The following is a 15,951-nucleotide window of genomic DNA, read 5'->3' on the forward strand; positions in this document are numbered from 1 at the left end:
GGTCCGTCCCGGAGCGCGGCCTACGGTCGCCGAGTGAGCAGCAGCCAGCACGGCCCCACCGTCGACCCACACCCCGGCGCACGCCGGGCGCACGGACGCACGTCCCCCGACGGGACCCCGCCTCCGCCCTCGCGCCACGAGCCCTATCTCGACGGCCTGTTCACCTACTGCCTCTCCGTCCTGTGCGATCACGACGAGGCCACCCGCGTCCTCGGTGACGTGCTCGCCGTCGCCGAACGCCACCCCGGCCGCTGCCCCGACGAGAACGACCGCCGCGCCTGGCTCTACGCCCTGGCCCGCTGGGCCTGCCTGCGCGCCCTCGCCGAGCACCGACCCGCCGGCCGGGCCGCCCGTTTCGGCCGGACGCCCCGGCACGCGCCCGGCGCGCACGGCCCCCGCCGCCCCGCTCCCACCACCGCCCCGGGCACCCGTTCGACCGCGCTCCACGTCAACGCCGCGACCGCCCCCGACCCCGAGCTCGACCGCGCCGCCGAGGCCGAGGCCCGGGACCGGGCGGCGGCCGCCCTGATCGCCGCCGCCCCCCTCGACCCCTACGCCGAGGAGCCCCCGCCCCCGGACCCCGCCGCCGACGCGGCCCGCGCCGCCGCCGTCGACGCCGAGCTGCGCCGCGTCGAACTGGCCCGGCTGGCCTGGCCCGAGGCCGCCGGCACCAGCCCGCAGCAGCGCGAGGCCCTCGAACTCGCGGTCCGCCACCGCCTCGCCGTCCCCGAACTCGCCGCCGTGCTCGCCACCACCCCGGCCGCCGCCCGCGAGCTGCTCTCCGCCGCCGCCTGCGAGGTCGAACGCACCCGCGCCGCCCTCGCCGTGGTGGAGACCGGCGGCTGCCCGACCGTCTCCCGGCTCACCGGCGACAGCCAGGTCCTGCTCTCGGCCGCCCTGCGCACCGAACTGGTCCGGCACGTGGACGACTGCCCCCGCTGCCGCAAGGTCGCCGAACGCGTCGGCGCCGGCACCCCCTGGCCCGGCTCCGGCTCCACCGCCACCACCACCCTGCCGCTGGTCCCCGCCCCCCGTCCCGCCGTGCACGCCGCCCTCCTCGACGCCCGCCGCACCCGAGGCCAAGGCCCCCGCTTCACCCGGGGCGGCTTCCCCATGGACCCGCGCGACCGCGCCGCCCGCCGGGAACGGATCCGGGCCCGCGCCGTCACCACCACCGTGGTCGCCACCGTCGTCGCCGCCCCCGTCCTCGCCCTGTGGGCCGCCTACCGGGGCGACACCGGCCCGGTCCACCCCGCCGACACCGCCCGCGTCTCCGCCGGCGAGGCCGAGATCCCGCTGCGCGCCAACGGCGGCCCCTATCCCGCCTACGAGAACGCCGGCGCCGCCCGCACCGGCGTCGCCGGGGACCCGCTGCCCGACCCCGAGGTCTCCGTCCAGGTCCTGCGCCAGGCCGCCCCCGCCGAAACGGCCGCGGACGACACCCCCGGCAGCCCCGGCCGACTCCTCGTCGAGGCCGACACCGAGGGCGCCGTCACCCTGCTGCGGCTCCGCGCCGAAGGCGGCACCCCCGTCTCCTGGCACCTGTGGTCGGACGGCCCCTGGCTGCGCGCCGACCGCACCTCCGGCACCCTCGACCCCGGCGAATCGACCACCCTGCGCATCACCGTCGACCGCGCCGGTCAACCCGCCGGCCCGTGGACCGCGCACGTGGGCGTCGACCCGGCCGGCGCCGTCGTCGAGATCCGCGGCCGGGGCACCACCGCCCGACCCCCGACCGTGCGACCGCCCTCGCACCCCGGCGGCCGGCCCACCCCCACGGCCGACCGCCCCACCGACCCGCCGACCCCCACCGAACCCGCCACACCCCCGGCGAGCACCCCGCCCCCGGACCCCGAACCCACCACCGCGCCGCCCACCACGCCGCCGGCGGCCACGGACCCGCCGCCCACCCCCACCGAACCCCCGCCCGCCGGCACCCCCTGAACCCCGACCGGGCCCGCGCACCGGCCCCGGACTCGCGAACGGGCGGGACGCGCACCCCGTGGTGCCCGTCCCGCCCGTCCCGCCCGTCCCCGCGCTACGCCTTCGGCTTCGCCTTCTTGACCGGCACCGACACCGGCACCGGGTCCGCCGGGTGCGGAGCCATCGGCAGCAACGAGGCCAACCGCGCCTCGCACAGCCCCACCAGCACCTCGTACCCGGCCTTGCCCATCAGCTCGGTCAGCTCGGCCCGGTAGGACACGTACACCGGCTCCCCGGCCCCGTGCGCCGAACGCGCCGAGGTGCACCACCAGTGCAGGTCGTGCCCGCCCGGACCCCAGCCGCGCCGGTCGTACTCCCCGATCGACACCTGGAGCACCCGGGTGTCGTCCGGCCGCTCGATCCAGTCGTAGGTGCGCCGCACGGGCAACTGCCAGCACACGTCCGGCTTGGTCTCCAGCGGCTCCCGACCCTCCTTCAGCGCCAGGATGTGCAGCGAGCACCCGGCCCCGCCCGCGAACCCGGGACGGTTCTGGAAGATGCACGAGCCCTTCCACCGCCGCGTCTGCCGGTCCCCGTCGTCGTCGAGCTGGGTCCAGCCCCGCTCCGAGGAGCCCTCGTCGTGGAACTCCCACAGGTCGGGAGTGAGCCGCGCCACGTGCCCGGCGACCCGGGCCTCGTCCTCCTCGTCGGAGAAGTGCGCGCCCAGGGTGCAGCAGCCGTCGGCCGCCCGACCCGCCTTGATGCCCTGGCACCCGCTGCCGAACACACAGGTCCAGCGGGAGGTCAGCCAGGTCAGGTCGCAGCGGAACACCTGCTCCTCGTCGGCCGGATCGGGGAATTCGACCCAGGCCCGGGGGAAGTCCGTCCCCACCTCGTCGGGCAGCGCCGCGCCGGCGTCGGCCGCCGCGCGACCCTCGCCTTTACCAGCTTTGTCGCGCTTCGTCTTGGCCTTCGTCGTCTCTGGCACGAAACCAAGCGTATGCGTCCCTGGCCCCTCACCCGCCCGCAGCGCGCAGTAGCGTTTCGCACATGAGACTCGGTGTCCTCGATGTGGGTTCCAACACGATCCATCTGCTGGTGGTGGACGCGCACCCCGGCGCGCGCCCGCAACCCGCGCATTCGCACAAGGTGGAACTCCGCCTCGCGGAACTGCTCGACGCGGACGGCTGCGTCACGCCCGCCGGCGTGGAACGACTGGTGCAGACGATCGCCGGCGCCGTCCAGGCCGCCGAGGACAAGGGCTGCGAGGACGTGCTGCCCTTCGCGACCTCCGCGATCCGCGATGCCGGCAACGCCGACGAGGTCCTCACCCGGGTCAAGACCGAGACCGGCGTGGACCTCACCGTGCTCAGCGGCGCCGACGAGGCCCGCCTCACCTTCCTCGCGGTCCGCCGCTGGTTCGGCTGGTCCGCCGGCCGCCTCCTCGTCCTCGACATCGGCGGCGGCTCCCTGGAGATCGCCCACGGCATCGACGAGGAACCCGACGTGGCGGTCTCCCTCCCGCTCGGCGCCGGCCGGCTCACCGCCGCCCGCCTCCCCGGCGACCCGCCCGCCCCCGAGGACGTCCGCGCCCTGCGCCGCTACGTGCGCGCCGAGATCGCCCGCACCGTCGGCGAGATCACCCGGCTCGGCGCCCCCGACCACGTCGTCGCCACCTCCAAGACCTTCAAGCAGCTCGCCCGGATCGCCGGCGCGGCCCGCTCCGCCGACGGCATCCACGTCCACCGCGGCCTGAGCCGCAAGGCCCTGGAGGAATGGGTCCCGCGCCTGGCCGCCATGACCGGGGCCCAACGCGCCGCCCTGCCCGGGGTCTCCGAGGGCCGTGCCCCGCAACTCCTCGCCGGCGCCCTCGTCGCCGAGGCGGCCATGGACCTGCTCGGCGTGGACGACCTGGAGATCTGTCCCTGGGCCCTGCGCGAGGGCATCATCCTGCGCCGCCTGGACCACCTGCCGATCTGAGCGCGTCGGGGCGCGCGGACCGGGCGGGTTGTTTCACGTGAAACACGACCCCGGTCCGCGCGGCCGACCCGAACCCCGCCACGGACCCGACGGAGTGCCCGGTGTCCCGAGGGCCGGCCCCGTACCCTTGCTTCCGTGCCCGAACCCGTCCGGCCGAGGATCCCCGCAGCGAAGGTCGCGCTGTCCACCGCCTCCGTCTACCCGGAGACCACCGCGACCGCCTTCGAGATCGCCGCGCGCCTCGGGTACGACGGCGTCGAGGTGATGGTGTGGACCGACCCGGTCAGCCAGGACGTGGACGCGCTGCGCCGGCTCTCCGACCACCACGGCATCCCGATCCTCGCCGTGCACGCCCCCTGCCTGCTGATCACCCAACGGGTCTGGTCCACCGACCCGTGGACCAAGCTGGTCAAGGCCCGGGCCGCCGCCGAACGCCTCGGCGCCTCCACCGTCGTCGTGCACCCCCCGTTCCGCTGGCAGCGCCAGTACTCCCGCGATTTCGTCTCGGGGATCTGGCGGATGTCCGAGGAGACCGAGGTCCGCTTCGCCGTGGAGAACATGTACCCCTGGCGCTACCGCGACCGCGAGATGCTCGCCTACGCCCCCGAGTGGGACGTGACCAAGGACGACTACCGGCACTTCACGATCGACCTCTCGCACACGGCGACCGCCCGCGCCGACGCCCTCGCGATGATCGACCGCATGGGCGACCGGCTGGCCCACATCCACCTCGCCGACGGCTCCGGCTCCGGCAAGGACGAGCACCTCGTCCCCGGCCGGGGCACCCAACCCTGCGCCGAACTCCTCGAACGCCTCGCGACCACCGGTTTCACGGGACACGTGGTCGTCGAGGTGAACACCCGCCGCGCGATGTCCGTCGCCGAACGCGAGGCCGACCTCGCCGAGGCCCTCGCCTACACCCGGCTGCACCTGGCCGCCGCCCCCGCCGTGGACCTCTCCCGCCCCCGTTCCGCCGAGCACCGGCGCACCGGCCCGGCCCCCGCGCCCGACCCGCGATGAGCCCGGCGCCCGAGCCCCGCGAGGCCGCCCCCGCCGCCGGCCGGCCCCGGCGCGGCCCCGGCCGGCCCTCCCGCGCCGAGACCGAGGAGGGCCCGGGCACCCCGGAGCGGATCCGGCTCGCCGCGCGCGCCGAGTTCGCGGCCCGGGGTTACGACAAGACCTCCGTGCGCGGGGTGGCCAAGGCCGCCGGCGTGGACCCGGCCCTGGTGCACCACTACTTCGGCACCAAGGAGGACCTGTTCGCGGCGGCGGTGGAGACCACCATCGACCCGAACCTGCTGGTCCCCGCCGTGCTCGCCGGGGGACCGGACGGAATCGGTGAACGGCTGGCCCGCCAGTTCCTCGCGGTCTGGGAGAACCCCACCGCCCGCACCCCGCTGCTCGCCGTGATCCGCTCCGCCCTCACCCACGAGGCGGCGGCCGCGGCGCTGCGCAAGCTCGTGCTGCGCCGGGTGCTGGAACGGGTCGCGGCCGACCTCGACGTGCCCGACCCCACCCTGCGGGCCGAACTGGCCGCCTCGCACATGGTGGGCATCGCCGTGCTCCGCTACGCCCTGCGGATGGAACCGCTGGCCTCGGCCGATCCCGAGACCCTGGTGGCCCTGGTCGCCCCCACCCTCCAGCGCTACCTCACGGACCCGGGCGATCCCACCGCCCCGATCCGGCCGTCCCCCGTACCGCCCGTGCCCGAGGACTGAGCCCGCCGTCCCGGCATGCGGACACCCTGTCCGTATCCCGATCAACAGGCGTAGCCTCGACAGCGCAGAACGCACAACCCTCTTCGCACCGCGACTCACCGAAGGAGTGGCCTCCGATGCCCGAGCTGAGGTCCCGCACCGTCACCCACGGCCGCAACATGGCGGGCGCGCGCGCCCTGATGCGCGCGTCGGGCGTAGCGAGCGAGGACATCGGCAAGCCGATCATCGCCGTCGCCAACTCCTTCACCGAGTTCGTCCCCGGGCACACGCACCTCGCGCCCGTGGGCCGCATCGTCTCCGACGCGATCCGCGCCGCCGGCGCGATCCCCCGCGAGTTCAACACCATCGCGGTCGACGACGGCATCGCCATGGGCCACGGCGGCATGCTCTACTCGCTGCCCTCCCGCGACCTGATCGCCGACTCGGTGGAGTACATGGTCGAGGCGCACTGCGCCGACGCCCTGATCTGCATCTCCAACTGCGACAAGATCACCCCCGGCATGCTGATGGCCGCGATGCGCCTCAACATCCCGGTCGTGTTCGTCTCCGGCGGCCCGATGGAGGCCGGCCAGGCCACCCTCGTGGACGGCACCGTCCGCAAGCTCGACCTGGTCAACGCCATCGTCGACGCGGTCGACGAGTCGATCTCGGACGAGGACGTGCTCCGCATCGAGGAGAACGCCTGTCCCACCTGCGGTTCCTGTTCCGGCATGTTCACCGCCAACTCGATGAACTGCCTCGCCGAGGCCATCGGCCTGGCCCTGCCCGGCAACGGCTCCGTCCTCGCCACCCACACCGCCCGTCGCGGCCTGTACGAGGACGCCGGCCGCACGGTCGTGGAGATCACCAAGCGCTACTACGAGCAGGGCGACGAGTCGGTCCTGCCGCGCAACATCGCCACCCGCCAGGCATTCGAGAACGCCATGGCCCTGGACATCGCCATGGGCGGCTCCACCAACACGATCCTGCACATCCTCGCCGCCGCCCTGGAGGCCGGCCTGGAGTACGACCTGAAGGACATCGACGAGGTCTCGCGCCGCGTCCCGTGCCTGGCCAAGGTCGCCCCCAACGTGGCCCCCGGCGGCACCTACTACATGGAGGACGTGCACCGCGCCGGCGGCATCCCCTCCATCCTCGGCGAGCTGTACCGAGGCGGCCTGCTCAACAAGGACGTGCACTCCGTGCACTCCCCGAACCTCGACCAGTGGATCGCCGACTGGGACGTCCGTTCCGGCACCGCCACCCCCGAGGCCACCGAGCTCTGGCACGCCGCCCCCGGCTGCAAGCGCTCCGCCACCGCCTTCTCCCAGTCCGAGCGCTGGGACACCCTCGACCTGGACGCGGCCGGCGGCTGCATCCGCTCCGTCGAGCACGCCTACAGCAAGGACGGCGGCCTGGCCGTGCTGCGCGGCAACATCGCCGTGGACGGCTGCGTCGTGAAGACCGCCGGCGTCGACGAGTCCATCTGGACCTTCGAGGGCCCGGCCGTGGTCTGCGAGTCCCAGGACGAGGCCGTCGAGAAGATCCTCACCAAGCAGGTCACCCACGGCGACGTGGTCGTCATCCGCTACGAGGGCCCCAAGGGCGGCCCCGGCATGCAGGAGATGCTCTACCCCACCTCCTTCCTCAAGGGCCGGGGCCTGGGCAAGACCTGCGCGCTGATCACCGACGGCCGCTTCTCCGGCGGCACCTCGGGCCTGTCCATCGGCCACGCCTCCCCGGAGGCCGCGTCCGGCGGTGACATCGCCCTCGTCGAGGACGGCGACCGGATCCGCATCGACATCCCGAACCGCTCCATCGAGCTGCTCGTGGACGAGGAGACCCTCGCGGCCCGCCGCGCGGCCCTCGGCGGCGTGTACGCGCCCAAGAAGCCCCGCGACCGCAAGGTCTCGGCGGCTCTGCGCGCCTACGCGGCCATGGCCACCAGCGCCGACAAGGGCGCGGTCCGCGACGTGAGCCTCCTGGGCTGAGCGCCCCCGCGCGGCCCGCTGTTTCACGTGAAACGGGCCGCACCCCGCACCACCCGCACCCCGCCGGCCCACCGCCGGCGGGGTGCGCCGCGTTCGACCCCGGGCCCGGCCCGGCTCACCACCCGGCCGGATCGGCCCCGTCCACGGCGAACACCGAACCGTCCGGCGCCCCGCCGAACACCCGCCCGCCACCCGTCACCGGCGCCGGCACCGTCCCCGCGTACCGGTCCCCGGCCCGCCCGAGCCGCGGATCGGTCTGCCCGACCAGCCGGCCGTCGGCCACCGCCAACAGGCGCCCGTCGGCGGCCCCGAGGAAGACCCGGCCCGCGTCCCACACCGGCCGCGAACCTCCCGCGGCCCCGGTCTCCAGCCGCCACAGCTCACGTTCGGGCCCGACCGCCGCCACCGTCCCCCCGGCCCCGACCAGGTACGCGATCCCGTCCGCCCCCACCGTCGCCTCGCCCTGCGCCACCGGCACGCCGAGCAGCACGCTCCGGACCCCCGACCCACCGGCCGCCCCCGGCACCCGCAGCACCGCGTCCACCGCGCCCGCGCCGTCCCGTCGGGTCAACACCAGGGCCCCGCCCGCGACCCCGATCGGCCGCACCCGTCCCGAGACCGTCGAGGACCGCGACACCCGACCGTCCGCGAGGTCCACCACGGCGAGCGCGAGCCCGCCCCCGCCCGCCGCCGGCGTCCCGGTCCACGCGGTGCCCGCCGTCGGCCCCGGCAACCACACCGTCCCCGGCCCCCCGACCCGCCGCGTCCACAGGCTCCGCCCGCTGCCCGCGTCCACCGCCTCGGTCCGCCCGTCCGCCCCCGACACCAACACGACCGCGCCCACCGCCGCGACCCCACCGCCCACCGGCACCGGCCGCCGCCACCGCTCGGCCCCGTCCGCCGGCGCGAGCGCCCGCAACTCCCCGCCGCCGCCCGGCACCGCCAGCACCGACCCGCCGGCGAACAGCGGAGCCGGAGCCCCCGCCGCCCCCTGCGCCCCCGACCGCTCCGGACCCGCCGGCGCCGTCCACCGCACCCGCCCGTCCACCGGCTCCAGCCGCGACACCGCCCCGCCCGCCCCGGCGCAGAACAACCCGCCCTCGAACCACCCGCACGCCGGCGTCGACACCGGCCCCGACGCCCCGCCCCGCCCCGTCGTCCCCGCCCCGGGCACCACCGCCCACGGCACCACCGCCGACGCCGAGGGCCCGGCGGTCACCCCCACGCCCCGCCCCGAACCGCCCTCCGCCGACCCGCCGGTCCACACCAGGGCCCCGGCCACCGCGCCCACCGCGAGCACCACCCCGACCGCGCCCGCGACCAGCCGCCCCCGCCGGCCCCGCGGCCGGGGAACCGGAGGCTCGGCCGGGGACAGCGCCGGCCGCCGGTGCGTGTCCACCTCGTCGGCCGGCGGCGGAAGCGGCGGGGCCGGGGTCGCGGCCCGGGCCCCGAAGGCCCGGGTCTCCTCGTCGGTCGGGTACCCCAGCCCCCGGAACGCGGCGATCAGCTCGTCGGGGGTGGGCCGGTCGGCCGGCTCCTTGGCCAGGCACAGCTCCAGGATCCCCGCCACGTCCTCCGGCACCCCGGACAACTCGGGCTCGTCGTGCACCACTTGGTAGGCCACGATGTACGGGCTCTCCGAGTCGAAGGGCCCGCGCCCGGTCGCCGCGTAGACCAGCACCGCGCCCAGCGCGAACACGTCGGCGGCCGGCCCCACCTCGCGGGGCCGCTGGAACTGCTCGGGGGCCATGAACGGCGGGGTCCCGATCAACTTGCCGGTCTCGGTCCGCAGATCGCTGTCCCAGGGCCGCGAGATCCCGAAGTCGATCACCTTCGGCCCGTCGGCGGCCATCATCACGTTGCCCGGCTTCAGGTCGCGGTGCACGACCCGGGCCCGGTGGATGTCCCGCAGCCCCTCGGCCAGCCCGGCCCCGAGCCGCGCCAGCTCCCGCGCGTCGAGCACCCGCTCGCGGACCCGCGCCGAGAGGGTGGGGCCCTCGATGTAGAGGGTGGCCATCCACGGGCGGTCGGCATCGGGGTCGGCGTCGACCACGGGGGCGGTGAACGCGCCGCTGACCCGCCGGGCCGCCGCGATCTCCTGCCGGAACCGGGCCCGGAACTCGGGGTCCACGGCGTGCTGGGCGTGCACCACCTTCACCGCGAGCCGCAGCCCGGACGCGGACACGGCCAGGCGCACGGTGCCCATGCCGCCGGTCCCCAGCACCTCAGCCAACCGGTACTGGCCCGCGTACTCCGGTGTGGTCCGCCCGGCCCGCGTGGAACGCATCCCCCGATCACCCCCCGTCGGGGAGCCTAGTGGACAGATCCGGCCGGCTCCGAGGCCCCTGCTACCCTGCGCGAGTCGCAGAGCGCGACGCTCAAGGGGGAGCTTTCCGATGACCGCGCAGAACGCCGAACAGAACACCGAACAGAACGCGCCGCAGAACCTCGTCGCGGCCTCCGGGTCCCCGTACCCGACCTTCCCGATCGCACCCGGCACCTCGCTCAACGTCCGCAGCGGTCCGGGCACCAACTACGGCATCGTCGACGTCCTGCCCGCCGGCTCCACCGTCGGCATCCGCTGCCAGGCCCCCGGCACCACCGTGACCGGCCCGTACGGCACCAGCAACATCTGGGACTGCGTCGGCAACGGCCAGTACGTCTCCGACACCTACGTCAAGACCGGCCGCGACGGCTACGTCACCGCCCGCTGCGCCTGACCCGCGCCACCCCGGCCGTCGATGTTTCACGGGAAACACCGTTCGGCCGCAGAACGTGCGGACCGGGGTGACACGGGCGCGTCGCCCCGCCCCGCCCCGGCCCGCCGCCCACCCGCCGGGGGATAATCGCGGATGTGAGCGAAGAGCAGCAGAACGACCAGGCCCCGACCGAGCCGGCCCCGGCTGCCGCCACCGGCACCCCGCGCCCGGCCCCCGAGCGCCCCACCCCGGCCCCCCTCCGGTTCTACGGAACCACCTGGGTCGACCACAGCGGTGGATACGCCCTGCGCCGCGTCGGCCTCGCCCTCGGCTCCCTCGTCACGGCCTTCGCCGCCGCCCTGCTCCTGCGCCTCTCCTACCAGGGGCTGGAGATCGGCCAGGTCGGCCCCTTCCTCAGCATCTCCGTCGTGATCCTCTTCGCCATCGCGAGCTCGATCGCCTTCGGCAAGACCTGGGAGTCCTTCACCCGCCCGGTCCGGCCCTCCTCCGACGAGACCGCCCTCAAGGGCCTGAAGATCGTCGGCTTCATCGGCTCCCTCATCGCCTACTTCCTGCGCACCCTCATGGAGGCCCCGGGCGAGAAGCTGGCCCGCACCCAGTGGGAGAGCGCCGTCGCCGAGTTCGACCGCCGGCGCAGCAGCCGGACCGGCAACCCGGCCGCCCGCCGCCCCAAGCGCAAGCGCTGACCCACACGCACCACCACGCACCCAGCGGGGCCGTCCCACCGGACGGCCCCGCGGTCGTTGACGGGGCACCCGCGACGGGAGCATTATTCATCACATGATGAATAACCCTGAGAAGGGTGCCGTCGCCGCGATCCACGCCCACGCCCTCACCGTCCGCCGTGGCCCCCGCACCGTCCTCCACACCCTCGACTTCACCGTCCCCACCGGCCGCGTCACCGGCCTCCTCGGCCCCTCCGGCTGCGGCAAGTCCACCCTCCTGCGCTCCGTGGTCGGCACCCAGGCCCATGTCACCGGCACCCTCGACGTCCTCGGCCGCCCCGCCGGCCACCCCGCACTCCGCTCCCGCGTCGGCTACGTCACCCAGGCCCCCTCCGTCTACACCGACCTCACCGTCCGCCAGAACCTCGACTACTTCGCCGCCGTCCTGCGCCCCGGCCGCGCCGCCGCCCCCGCCCGCCGCGCCGAGGTCGACCGGGCCCTGACCGACGTGGCCCTCACCGACCACGCCGAGGCCCTCGCCGGGAACCTCTCCGGCGGCCAGCGCAGCCGCGTCTCCCTGGCCGTGGCCCTCCTCGGCGCCCCCGAACTCCTCGTCCTCGACGAACCCACCGTCGGCCTCGACCCCGTCCTGCGCCGCGACCTGTGGACCCTCTTCCACTCCCTCGCCGAGACCCGGGGCACCACGATCCTCGTCTCCTCCCACGTCATGGACGAGGCCGAGCGCTGCCACGACCTCCTCCTCATGCGCGAGGGCCGCATCCTCGCCCGCGACACCCCGGCCGCCCTGCGCGCCCGCACCGCCGCCCCCACCATCGAGGACGCCTTCCTCCGCCTCATCGACGAGGCCGCCGACGCCCCCACCGGCACCACCCCACGGGAGACCCGGTCATGAACGCCGCCCGCACCGCCGCCACCGCCGCCCGCGTGCTGCGCCAGCTCCGCCACGACCCCCGCTCCATCGCCCTGATGCTGCTGGTCCCGGTGCTGATGCTGGTCCTCCTGCGCTACGTCTTCGACGGCAGCCCCCGCACCTTCGACACCGTCGGCGCCTCCCTCCTCGGCGTCTTCCCCCTCATCACCATGTTCCTGGTGACCTCGATCGCGACCCTGCGCGAACGCACCTCCGGCACCCTCGAACGCCTCCTCGCGATGCCGCTGGGCAAAGCGGACCTGATCGCCGGCTACGCCCTGGCCTTCGGCGCCGTCGCCGTGGTCCAGTCGCTCCTCGCCACCGGCACCGCCCTGTGGCTGCTGGGCCTCGACGTCATCGGCCCGCCCTGGTTGCTGCTCCTGGTCGCCCTTCTCGACGCCCTGCTCGGCACGGCCCTCGGCCTGTTCGTCTCGGCCTTCGCCGCCTCCGAGTTCCAGGCGGTCCAGTTCATGCCGGCGGTGATCTTCCCCCAGCTGTTGCTGTGCGGGCTCTTCGCGCCCCGCGGCACGATGCAGCCGGTGCTGGAGGCCCTCTCGAACGTGCTGCCCATGAGCTACGCCGTCGACGGCATGACCCAGGTGCTCACGCACACGGAGATCACCGGCACCTTCGTCCGGGACGTGGTGGTCGTCGCGGGCAGCGCCGCCCTCGTCCTGGCCCTCGGGGCCGCGACCCTGCGCCGTCGCACGCCGTGACCCCGATGGGAGGATGAGGCCCCGCGACCGCGCGCACCGGCGCGCCGCACATGTTCGGCGAGGTGGAAGCCATGACCCAGACAGTCGCAGTCCTCGGCACCGGAAAGATCGGCGAGGCCCTGCTGAGCGGGATGATCCGCGGCGGTTGGCCGGCCGCCAAGCTCCTCGTCACCGCCCGCCGCCCGGAGCGCGCCGCCGAGCTGCACGAGCGCTACGGGGTGGAGGCCGTCCCCAACGACGAGGCCGCCAAGCGCGCCGACATCCTCATCCTCACGGTGAAGCCCCAGGACATGGGCAAGCTGCTGGACGAGCTGGCCCCGCACGTGCCCGCCGACCGTCTCGTCATCAGCGGCGCGGCCGGCATCCCCACCTCCTTCTTCGAGGAGCGCCTGGCCCCGGGCACCCCGGTGGTCCGCGTCATGACGAACACCCCGGCCCTCGTGGACGAGGCCATGTCCGTCATCTCCGCCGGCAGTCACGCCACCGCCGAGCACCTGGCCACCGCCGAGGAGATCTTCGGCGGGGTCGGCAAGACCCTCCGCGTCCCCGAGTCCCAGCAGGACGCCGCGACCGCCCTCTCCGGCTCGGGCCCGGCGTACTTCTACTACCTGGTCGAGGCGATGATCGACGCCGGGATCCTGCTCGGCCTGCCCCGCGCCCAGGCGCACGACCTGATCGTGCAGTCGGCGATCGGCGCGGCCGTGATGCTCCGGGACAGCGGCGAGCACCCGGTGAAGCTCCGCGAGGCCGTCACCTCCCCGGCCGGCACCACCATCAACGCGGTGGTGGAACTGGAACGGCACGGGGTGCGCGCCGCCCTCATCTCGGCCCTCGCCGCCGCCCGCGACCGCAGCCGCGAACTGGCCAACGGCAACGGCTGACCGAGCCCCGCACCCACGAAGGGGCGCCCCGCACGGCGCCCCCGTGAGGGCCGGGTGGAGGGGGGTTGACACAGGCGTGCGAACTCCGTAATGTTCTCCGAGTTGTCCGACGTGAGCGCCGACCCCGGTCGGTCCCCGGACAGCCATTCCGCACCACACATTCGAACGCACGGCCTTGGCGCCGTTCCGTTTTCATGCGTGCTTGCGAATGAGGGTTCCGCACTCGCGAGAGCGCGGCCGCCGATTAGGTTCGGGGGTCGGGAATCCGCTAGGGTCTCACTCGTCGGAACGGCCCAACAGCCGGAAAGACAAGCCCCGCTGACTGGGAGTCAGGCCGGAAACGGTCTGATAGAGTCGGAGCCGCCGGAAAGGAAATCGCGAAAGCGAGGAACTGGAAAGCGCCGAGGAAATCGGGCCGGAAACGGTGTGATAGAGTCGGAAACGCAAGAACGAAAAACAAGAGCAAGAACGAAGGAAGCGCCCGGAGGGCCCGGAAACGGGAACGAAGGAAGCGTCCGCACCTTGAGAACTCAACAGCGTGCCAAAAATCAACGCCAGATATGTTGATACCCCGTCTCTTCGGAGACGAGGTTCCTTTGAAAAGTCCTCGGACGATCCTCTTCGGATCGTGTGAGGCAACCACACAGCGAGGACGCTGTGAACAGACGGCCACATTCCGGCTTATGTCTGTTCCGCTCAACGCGAGTGGGCACCGGATTACCGGTAAACATTCACGGAGAGTTTGATCCTGGCTCAGGACGAACGCTGGCGGCGTGCTTAACACATGCAAGTCGAACGATGAAGCCCTTCGGGGTGGATTAGTGGCGAACGGGTGAGTAACACGTGGGCAATCTGCCCTTCACTCTGGGACAAGCCCTGGAAACGGGGTCTAATACCGGATACGACTCGGGAAGGCATCTTCTCGGGTGGAAAGCTCCGGCGAAGGATGAGCCCGCGGCCTATCAGCTTGTTGGTGGGGTGATGGCCTACCAAGGCGACGACGGGTAGCCGGCCTGAGAGGGCGACCGGCCACACTGGGACTGAGACACGGCCCAGACTCCTACGGGAGGCAGCAGTGGGGAATATTGCACAATGGGCGAAAGCCTGATGCAGCGACGCCGCGTGAGGGATGACGGCCTTCGGGTTGTAAACCTCTTTCAGCAGGGAAGAAGCGAGAGTGACGGTACCTGCAGAAGAAGCGCCGGCTAACTACGTGCCAGCAGCCGCGGTAATACGTAGGGCGCAAGCGTTGTCCGGAATTATTGGGCGTAAAGAGCTCGTAGGCGGCTTGTTACGTCGGATGTGAAAGCCCGGGGCTTAACCCCGGGTCTGCATTCGATACGGGCAGGCTAGAGTTCGGTAGGGGAGATCGGAATTCCTGGTGTAGCGGTGAAATGCGCAGATATCAGGAGGAACACCGGTGGCGAAGGCGGATCTCTGGGCCGATACTGACGCTGAGGAGCGAAAGCGTGGGGAGCGAACAGGATTAGATACCCTGGTAGTCCACGCCGTAAACGTTGGGAACTAGGTGTGGGCGACATTCCACGTCGTCCGTGCCGCAGCTAACGCATTAAGTTCCCCGCCTGGGGAGTACGGCCGCAAGGCTAAAACTCAAAGGAATTGACGGGGGCCCGCACAAGCGGCGGAGCATGTGGCTTAATTCGACGCAACGCGAAGAACCTTACCAAGGCTTGACATATACCGGAAACGGCCAGAGATGGTCGCCCCCTTGTGGTCGGTATACAGGTGGTGCATGGCTGTCGTCAGCTCGTGTCGTGAGATGTTGGGTTAAGTCCCGCAACGAGCGCAACCCTTGTCCTGTGTTGCCAGCATGCCCTTCGGGGTGATGGGGACTCACAGGAGACCGCCGGGGTCAACTCGGAGGAAGGTGGGGACGACGTCAAGTCATCATGCCCCTTATGTCTTGGGCTGCACACGTGCTACAATGGCCGGTACAATGAGCTGCGATACCGTGAGGTGGAGCGAATCTCAAAAAGCCGGTCTCAGTTCGGATTGGGGTCTGCAACTCGACCCCATGAAGTCGGAGTCGCTAGTAATCGCAGATCAGCATTGCTGCGGTGAATACGTTCCCGGGCCTTGTACACACCGCCCGTCACGTCACGAAAGTCGGTAACACCCGAAGCCGGTGGCCCAACCCTTGTGGAGGGAGCTGTCGAAGGTGGGACTGGCGATTGGGACGAAGTCGTAACAAGGTAGCCGTACCGGAAGGTGCGGCTGGATCACCTCCTTTCTAAGGAGCACAGTACCGATTGCAGGCGAATGTTCTGCACGGTCAGCTCATGGGTGGAACGTTGATTAGTTGGCACGGTCCGGATGGATCCCTCATCAGTACTGCTTCGGCGTGGAACGTGATGTGATTCGGAAAGATCGTGCTTGGCACGTTGTTGGGTCCTGAGGGTACGGCCACTTGTTGGTCTGCCTTCGGA

At 72.9% G+C, this 15,951-nt stretch carries 12 protein-coding genes and 1 rRNA gene; 11 read left to right on the top strand and 2 right to left on the bottom strand.

Annotated elements, in window-relative coordinates; all coding sequences use genetic code 11:
• The first annotated feature begins 33 nt into the window (after positions 1 to 33).
• Positions 34 to 1,944 (top strand): BACON domain-containing protein, encoded by a 1,911-nt coding sequence (locus ACN20G_RS14050; RefSeq protein ID WP_424213118.1) that lies wholly within the window; start codon positions 34 to 36, stop codon positions 1,942 to 1,944.
• Positions 1,945 to 2,038: 94 nt separating this feature from the next.
• Here the strand turns inward: ACN20G_RS14050 and ACN20G_RS14055 are convergent, their stop codons facing one another.
• Complete coding sequence (locus tag ACN20G_RS14055) at positions 2,039 to 2,911, bottom strand: hypothetical protein (protein ID WP_424213119.1); 873 nt, start codon at positions 2,909 to 2,911, stop codon at positions 2,039 to 2,041.
• A gap of 62 nt (positions 2,912 to 2,973) precedes the next feature.
• Between ACN20G_RS14055 and ACN20G_RS14060 the strand changes: the two genes are divergently transcribed.
• The 4 genes from ACN20G_RS14060 to ilvD all read left to right on the top strand — a co-directional run bounded on the left by ACN20G_RS14060 (position 2,974) and on the right by ilvD (position 7,591).
• Positions 2,974 to 3,903, top strand: coding sequence for a Ppx/GppA family phosphatase (locus tag ACN20G_RS14060; RefSeq protein ID WP_424213120.1), 930 nt, complete (start codon positions 2,974 to 2,976; stop codon positions 3,901 to 3,903).
• A gap of 135 nt (positions 3,904 to 4,038) precedes the next feature.
• Entirely contained in the window at positions 4,039 to 4,923 is an 885-nt protein-coding gene (locus tag ACN20G_RS14065; RefSeq protein ID WP_424213121.1) for a sugar phosphate isomerase/epimerase family protein, read from the top strand.
• Positions 4,920 to 5,621, top strand: coding sequence for a TetR family transcriptional regulator (locus ACN20G_RS14070; protein ID WP_424213122.1), 702 nt, complete (start codon positions 4,920 to 4,922; stop codon positions 5,619 to 5,621). Before ACN20G_RS14065 ends, ACN20G_RS14070 begins: the two co-directional genes overlap by 4 nt.
• A gap of 116 nt (positions 5,622 to 5,737) precedes the next feature.
• Positions 5,738 to 7,591, top strand: coding sequence for a dihydroxy-acid dehydratase (gene ilvD / locus ACN20G_RS14075; protein WP_424213123.1), 1,854 nt, complete (start codon positions 5,738 to 5,740; stop codon positions 7,589 to 7,591).
• Between the two features lie 115 nt (positions 7,592 to 7,706).
• Here ilvD and ACN20G_RS14080 read toward each other — a convergent pair whose 3' ends face one another.
• Positions 7,707 to 9,878: a protein kinase domain-containing protein gene (locus ACN20G_RS14080; protein ID WP_424213124.1), complete on the bottom strand. Its 2,172-nt coding sequence runs from the start codon at positions 9,876 to 9,878 to the stop codon at positions 7,707 to 7,709.
• 109 nt (positions 9,879 to 9,987) lie between these two features.
• Here ACN20G_RS14080 and ACN20G_RS14085 point away from each other — a divergent pair, with 109 nt between their 5' ends.
• The 6 genes from ACN20G_RS14085 to ACN20G_RS14110 all read left to right on the top strand — a co-directional run bounded on the left by ACN20G_RS14085 (position 9,988) and on the right by ACN20G_RS14110 (position 15,755).
• Positions 9,988 to 10,311 carry a peptidase gene (locus tag ACN20G_RS14085; RefSeq protein WP_424213125.1) on the top strand — a complete coding sequence of 108 codons (324 nt, stop codon included), beginning with the start codon at positions 9,988 to 9,990 and terminating at the stop codon, positions 10,309 to 10,311.
• A 134-nt stretch (positions 10,312 to 10,445) separates the two neighbouring features.
• Positions 10,446 to 10,997 carry a hypothetical protein gene (locus ACN20G_RS14090; RefSeq protein ID WP_424213126.1) on the top strand — a complete coding sequence of 184 codons (552 nt, stop codon included), beginning with the start codon at positions 10,446 to 10,448 and terminating at the stop codon, positions 10,995 to 10,997.
• A 94-nt stretch (positions 10,998 to 11,091) separates the two neighbouring features.
• The gene (locus tag ACN20G_RS14095; RefSeq protein ID WP_424213127.1) at positions 11,092 to 11,889 is read left to right on the top strand and encodes an ABC transporter ATP-binding protein; all 798 of its coding nucleotides are present in this window, start codon (positions 11,092 to 11,094) and stop codon (positions 11,887 to 11,889) included.
• Positions 11,886 to 12,623, top strand: coding sequence for an ABC transporter permease (locus tag ACN20G_RS14100; RefSeq protein ID WP_424213128.1), 738 nt, complete (start codon positions 11,886 to 11,888; stop codon positions 12,621 to 12,623). The genes ACN20G_RS14095 and ACN20G_RS14100 overlap by 4 nt, the downstream gene beginning before the upstream one ends.
• Positions 12,624 to 12,694: 71 nt before the next feature.
• A complete protein-coding gene (gene proC / locus ACN20G_RS14105; protein WP_424213129.1) occupies positions 12,695 to 13,504 on the top strand; it encodes a pyrroline-5-carboxylate reductase in 810 nt (269 codons plus the stop codon).
• A gap of 730 nt (positions 13,505 to 14,234) precedes the next feature.
• A 16S ribosomal RNA gene (locus ACN20G_RS14110) occupies positions 14,235 to 15,755 on the top strand.
• The last annotated feature ends 196 nt before the right edge of the window (positions 15,756 to 15,951 follow it).

Origin of the sequence: Streptomyces dryopteridis (genome assembly GCF_049606955.1) — a bacterium.
Classification (GTDB): domain Bacteria; phylum Actinomycetota; class Actinomycetes; order Streptomycetales; family Streptomycetaceae; genus Streptomyces.

Coding starts and splice junctions, on each gene's coding strand:
- proC (WP_424213129.1), top strand. CDS start 12,695: ATGACCCAGACAGTCGCAGTCCTCGGCACCGGAAAGATCGGCGAGGCC.
- ACN20G_RS14095 (WP_424213127.1), top strand. CDS start 11,092: ATGATGAATAACCCTGAGAAGGGTGCCGTCGCCGCGATCCACGCCCAC.
- ACN20G_RS14100 (WP_424213128.1), top strand. CDS start 11,886: ATGAACGCCGCCCGCACCGCCGCCACCGCCGCCCGCGTGCTGCGCCAG.
- ACN20G_RS14085 (WP_424213125.1), top strand. CDS start 9,988: ATGACCGCGCAGAACGCCGAACAGAACACCGAACAGAACGCGCCGCAG.
- ilvD (WP_424213123.1), top strand. CDS start 5,738: ATGCCCGAGCTGAGGTCCCGCACCGTCACCCACGGCCGCAACATGGCG.
- ACN20G_RS14060 (WP_424213120.1), top strand. CDS start 2,974: ATGAGACTCGGTGTCCTCGATGTGGGTTCCAACACGATCCATCTGCTG.
- ACN20G_RS14070 (WP_424213122.1), top strand. CDS start 4,920: ATGAGCCCGGCGCCCGAGCCCCGCGAGGCCGCCCCCGCCGCCGGCCGG.
- ACN20G_RS14080 (WP_424213124.1), bottom strand. CDS start 9,878: ATGCGTTCCACGCGGGCCGGGCGGACCACACCGGAGTACGCGGGCCAG.